The sequence below is a fragment of the Microbacterium sp. genome, assembly GCF_041641055.1.
GTDB lineage: Bacteria > Actinomycetota > Actinomycetes > Actinomycetales > Microbacteriaceae > Microbacterium.
The window spans coordinates 1-5,142 of sequence record NZ_JBEPZB010000058.1 but is presented as its reverse complement, the minus strand read 5'-3'; the positions used below and the strand labels follow the sequence as shown (position 1 = coordinate 5,142).

Annotated in this window: 6 protein-coding genes and 1 pseudogene; 5 read left to right on the top strand and 2 right to left on the bottom strand. The window is 67.2% G+C overall.

The window, feature by feature from the left end; all coding sequences use genetic code 11:
• From ACESK8_RS17825 to trpS, 5 genes and pseudogenes are all read left to right on the top strand, one after another.
• A partial coding sequence (locus tag ACESK8_RS17825; protein ID WP_372969825.1) for an ABC transporter permease occupies positions 1 to 805 on the top strand: 805 nt, incomplete at its 5' end.
• Positions 802 to 1,599, top strand: coding sequence for an ATP-binding cassette domain-containing protein (locus tag ACESK8_RS17820; protein ID WP_372969824.1), 798 nt, complete (start codon positions 802 to 804; stop codon positions 1,597 to 1,599). The genes ACESK8_RS17825 and ACESK8_RS17820, both read left to right, overlap by 4 nt.
• Positions 1,596 to 2,351, top strand: coding sequence for an ABC transporter ATP-binding protein (locus ACESK8_RS17815; protein ID WP_372969823.1), 756 nt, complete (start codon positions 1,596 to 1,598; stop codon positions 2,349 to 2,351). The genes ACESK8_RS17820 and ACESK8_RS17815 overlap by 4 nt, the downstream gene beginning before the upstream one ends.
• Positions 2,352 to 2,486: 135 nt before the next feature.
• Positions 2,487 to 3,062 (top strand): annotated as a pseudogene (locus ACESK8_RS17810) (DUF3800 domain-containing protein); the annotation flags it as partial.
• Positions 3,063 to 3,503: 441 nt separating this feature from the next.
• Positions 3,504 to 4,538 carry a tryptophan--tRNA ligase gene (gene trpS / locus ACESK8_RS17805; RefSeq protein ID WP_372969827.1) on the top strand — a complete coding sequence of 345 codons (1,035 nt, stop codon included), beginning with the start codon at positions 3,504 to 3,506 and terminating at the stop codon, positions 4,536 to 4,538.
• 11 nt (positions 4,539 to 4,549) lie between these two features.
• Here trpS and ACESK8_RS17800 read toward each other — a convergent pair whose 3' ends face one another.
• Together ACESK8_RS17800 and ACESK8_RS17795 are read right to left on the bottom strand one after the other, a co-directional pair.
• Positions 4,550 to 4,951 (bottom strand): DUF779 domain-containing protein, encoded by a 402-nt coding sequence (locus ACESK8_RS17800; protein ID WP_372969822.1) that lies wholly within the window; start codon positions 4,949 to 4,951, stop codon positions 4,550 to 4,552.
• Positions 4,952 to 5,019: 68 nt separating this feature from the next.
• A partial coding sequence (locus ACESK8_RS17795; protein WP_372969826.1) for an aldehyde dehydrogenase family protein occupies positions 5,020 to 5,142 on the bottom strand: 123 nt, incomplete at its 5' end.

The window sequence follows — 5,142 nt, the reverse complement described above, 5'->3', positions numbered from 1 at the left end:
GAAGGCGACCCTGCTGATCGGGCTCGTGCTCACCGGCATCATCGTGCTCATCGCGCTGGTGTCGCTGTTCTGGCTCCCCTATCCGCTCGCCGACACGAGTGGAAGTCGTCTCGAGGGGCCGAGCGCCCTGCACCTGCTCGGCACCGATCGACTCGGACGCGACCTGCTCTCGCAGCTCATGTGGGGTGCGCGGATCGCCTTGATCGTCGGCATCTGCTCGGTCGCGATCGCCGCCGTGCTCGGAGTGATCATCGGTCTGATCGCCGCCTTCTCGCGCCCCTGGGTCGATGACACGCTCTCCGCCGGACTCGACGTCGTGATCGCGTTCCCTGTACTTCTGCTCGCGATGCTCGTCGTCGCGGTGCAGGGCGCATCGCTGTGGTCGGCCGTGCTCGCGATCGGACTGGCGATGTCGGCGGTCGTCGCGCGGCTCACCCGGATCCTGTCGCGCCGCGTGCTGCAGGAGCAGTACATCACCGCCGCACGCACGAGCGGGACCTCGGTATGGGGGATCATCGCGCAGCACGTGCTGCCGAACATCGCCCCGACCCTCGCCGTCAGCCTCGCGCTGCAGTTCGGCGCGGCCGTGCTCGCGGAGGCGAGCCTGTCGTACCTCGGACTCGGCGCTCCCCCGCCCAACGCCTCGTGGGGGCGGATGCTGCAGGAGGCGCAGGGCACCGTGCTCGTGGCACCCGTCGGGGCGATCGCCCCCGGCATCGTGATCATCGCGCTCGTGCTCGGAGTCAACTTCCTCGCCGACGGTCTGCGAGATCTCGCCGACCCCACCCGCAGGAGGAGCCGATGAGCATTCTCGACGTCTCAGGCCTCACCGTGCGCTCCGGATCCGGGGCTCTCGTGCGCGATGTCTCGTTCACTCTGCAGGCGGGCGAGCGTCTCGGACTGATCGGCGAGTCCGGGTCGGGCAAGTCGCTCACCTCCCTCGCCGTCACCGGTCTGCTGGCGGACTCTCTCGTGCCGTCCGGCTCCGTGCTGCTCGACGGGCATCAGGTCGTCGGTACTCGGGATGCCGACCTGAGGCCGTTGCGCGGACCGGTCGCCCAGATCGTGTTCCAGGAGCCGCTCACCGCGCTCGACCCGCTGATGCGGGTGGGGCGGCAGATCGCCGAGCCGCTGCGTCGTCATCTCGGCCTCCGCGGCGCGGAGCTGCGCTCGGCCGTCGCGGTTGCGCTCGACGAGGTCTCTCTCACCGACCCGCGCATCGCCCGCGCCTACCCGCATGAGCTGTCCGGCGGTCAGCGCCAGCGTGTGGCGATCGCCATCGCCCTGGCCGCCCGGCCGCAGCTGCTCATCGCGGACGAGCCCACCACGGCGCTCGACGTGACCGTGCAGGATGCCGTGCTGGCGCTGCTCGAACGGCTCGTCGCCGACCGCGGCATGGCGCTGCTGTTCATCAGCCACGATCTCGCCGTCGTCTCGCGCATGGTCGATCGGATCGTCGTGCTGCGCGATGGGGTGGTCGTCGAAGAGGGCGCGGTCGCTGAGGTGCTGCAACGTCCGGCGGAGGCGTACACGCGGATGCTGGTCGACAGCGCCCGGTCGCTCGACGCGTACCTCGACGCGAAGGAGGCGGGCGCATGAGCCTCCTCGAACTCCGCGGTGCCGGCTTCGCCTACGGATCGCGCCGGGTGCTCGATGACATCTCACTGAGCCTCGACGAGGGTGACTCGCTCGGTCTCGTGGGCGAGTCGGGCGCGGGCAAGTCGACGATCCTGCGGCTGCTGCTCGGACTCGCGGCGCCGCGCGACGGTCAGGTGCTGTTCGACGGTGCCCCCCTGTCGCTGCGCGACCGTGCCCAGATGCGGCGGTTCCGGGGGAGCGTGCAGCCGGTGTTCCAGGACCCGTATTCGTCGCTCGACCCTCGTCAACGCATCGACCGCATCATCGCAGAGCCCCTGCGGTCGCTGCGCCTGGCTTCCGGAGCCGACGCCGAGCGTCGCGTCGCGGAAGCGCTCAGGTCCGTCGGACTCCCCGCCGACACCGCCCGCCGCTACCCGCATGAGTTCTCGGGCGGGCAGCGCCAGCGCATCGCGATCGCCCGGGCCGTCGTCTCGCGTCCCCGCGTGCTGCTCGCGGATGAGCCGGTGAGCGCCCTCGACGTCACCACTCGCGTGCAGGTGCTCGAACTGCTCGACCGGCTGCGGCGTGAGAACGGTCTGTCCCTGGTGATGGTGTCGCACGATCTCACCGCGATCGCCTCGGCCTGCGACCGCACGGTCGTGCTGCAGGACGGTCGCGTCGTCGAACAGGGCGCCACCGCATCCGTGCTGCACGCACCTCAGGACCCGTACACGCGGGCGCTGGTCGACGCGGTTCCGCGACTCCCCCGCTGAGTCCCGTTCAGCCTTTCGTTTCGCGACGATGGATCTGAAATCCAGTTCCGGTATTCCGTCCACCAGCTCTCGCTGGCCGCTCGATCGCCCGGGGCACGCAGATACGGTTTCCGGGTGGCGGGACCGATTTCACACATGTTCTACGCGGACGATTCTGGCAATCTCGACGACGGATGGATCGTCTACGGATGGATCGAGCTCGCGGTCGCACGCTGGGACGCCGTGCTCGCGTACTGGCTGACGTTTCGCAAGAGACTTGTCGCGGACTACGGAATTCCGACATCAGAGGAACTGCACACGACTGCGCTCGTCAACGGCCGCGGCCGTGTCTCCTCGACACCACCTTCTCGCTTCGTGAGGAATGGTGTGACTCTCTGGAAGCCCTTCGGACGCGAGGTCGCGTTGCGATGTCTCGAAGCGGTGCGCGATTGCCCGCACATCGAGATCGGTGTGTGTTTCAAGCGGTCGCCCCTTCGAAACAAGGCGATCAATCAAGACCGTGAAGCTGTGTACTCATCCCTTGTCGCCCTGTGGGATTCGCAATTGCACGCTTCGCACGACTTCGGGATCGTCGGGATGGACGGAGATGGAACTGATCCCATCTACTACAGCGCGCACCGGGCATTGAGCCTTTCCACGCGTCGGATCATCGAGGATCCGATGTTCCACAGTTCTCGACGGTCTCAATGGACTCAGATCGCGGACATCGTCGCCTGGTCCGGGTTTACTCACCTGAACCCTCACGCGGGCAATGAGTTCGCGTGGACCTGGTACGGCGACTACCTCAGACATTTGAATCCGCTCGGGGGATCCGATCGACATGGCCTGACAGACAGCGAGACCCGCCTTTCCACGAGAGTGGGGCGGGCCTGCATACACAGTCTACAAGACGGAGCGCTCCTCGTCGGCTCCGCCGAATCGCATTCCGGAACACATGTTCTCAGGCGCTCGTCTGTCACGATCCCCGCCACAGCGTGCGCTCCGGACTCGCTTCGAACGCGGAACGACACTATCCTCGACCCATGCGTTTCACCGTTTCGTCGTGGTGGCTGCCGGAGCAGCCGTAACGCATTCTCGCGCGGGCTGCACGGCAGCCCGCGACCCGTTCGCAGCACCATGTCCGTGCAGCTCCTTTCGAATCAGGAGCAGAACATGGACTCGTACGCCGCAACCCTCGCTCGCATGCCCGACCTTCGGGGATCGATCGCGCAGCATCCCGAGAGATATCGCGTGCTGACGGGCGAACGCCCAACCGGACAGCTTCACCTCGGTCACTACTTCGGCACGATCCGCGAACGTGTGCGATTGCAGGATGCCGGTGTCGAGACGTTCGTCATCCTGGCCGACTACCAGGTGATCACCGACCGCGATTCGGCCGGCGACGTGCGCGGCGCCGTCTACGGCGCGGTTCTCGACTATCTCGCTGCCGGCCTGGATCCGACCTCGACCACCATCTTCACCCACTCGGCCGTGCCGGCCCTCAACCAACTCCTTCTCCCCTTCCTCAGCCTGGTCACCGAGGTCGAACTGCACCGCAACCCGACGGTCAAGGCGGAGCTGGCAGCATCCGGACGATCGCTGAGCGGGCTGTTGCTCACCTATCCCGTCCACCAAGCAGCCGATATCCTGTTCTGCAAGGGCAACCTCGTTCCGGTGGGGAAGGACAACCTGCCGCACGTCGAGATGACGCGCACCATCGCGCGTCGATTCGCCGAGCGATACGGCGACGTCTTCCCGGAGCCTGCCGCTCTCGTCACCGACACTCCCGAGCTCCCCGGGCTCGACGGGCGCAAGATGTCGAAGAGCTACGGGAACGCCATCGCGCTCGGCATGACGGCTGACGAGACCGCCGACGCCATCCGTCGCGCCCCCACCGATTCGGAGCGCACGATCACCTACGACCCCGCGAATCGGCCCGGAGTATCAGGGCTGCTCGCCACGGCCGCCACAGTGCTCGGCCGCACCCCGGAGGAGATCGCAGACGAGGTGGGCGCTGCAGGTGCCGGTGCGCTCAAGCGCCTCGCCACCGAGGCGGTGAACGAGTTCCTCGCCGACCATCGGGCCCAGCGCTCATCGCTCACGGTGTCCGACGCCGCAGCCGTGATCCGGGAGGGGAATGCGCGCGCGAACGCGATCGCGGAGAGCACCTTGGACGAGGTGCGCGCGGCGATGGGGATGGTCTACTGACGACGGGAGGTCTAGCCCGCCGAGGGCGCCAATCCGAAGTACTCCAGCTCCGCGTCGTTCAGCATCCGGGAGCGGATCAGGAACCGCATCCCTGTGGGGCCCTCCACCGAGAAGCCGGCACCCCGGCCCGGCACCACGTCGATGGTGAGGTGCGTGTACTTCCAGTACTCGAACTGCGATTCCGACATGAAGACCTCGACGGGGGCGTCGAGCCCCACATCGAGGGCACCGAGCAACACGTCGCTGGGCCCGGTGATGAACATCCCGACGGGGTAGCACATGGGCGACGAACCGTCGCAGCATCCTCCCGACTGGTGGAACATCAGAGGTCCGTGCTGCACGGTGAGGTCACGGACGAGGGATGCCGCAGCATCCGTCACGTCGACCCGCTGGTAGGTGCCGATGCTGACCATGGTCCGAGCCTTCCTGAAGGTGATTCCGGGCGGGCGCTGCCGGTGCAGCGCCCGCCCGGAGGTCGAGCTCAGAAGAAGCCCATCGGGCCTTCTGCGTACGAGACCAGGAGGTTCTTGGTCTGCTGGTAGTGGTCGAGCATCATCTTGTGGTTCTCGCGACCGACGCCCGACTGCTTGTACCCGCCGAACGC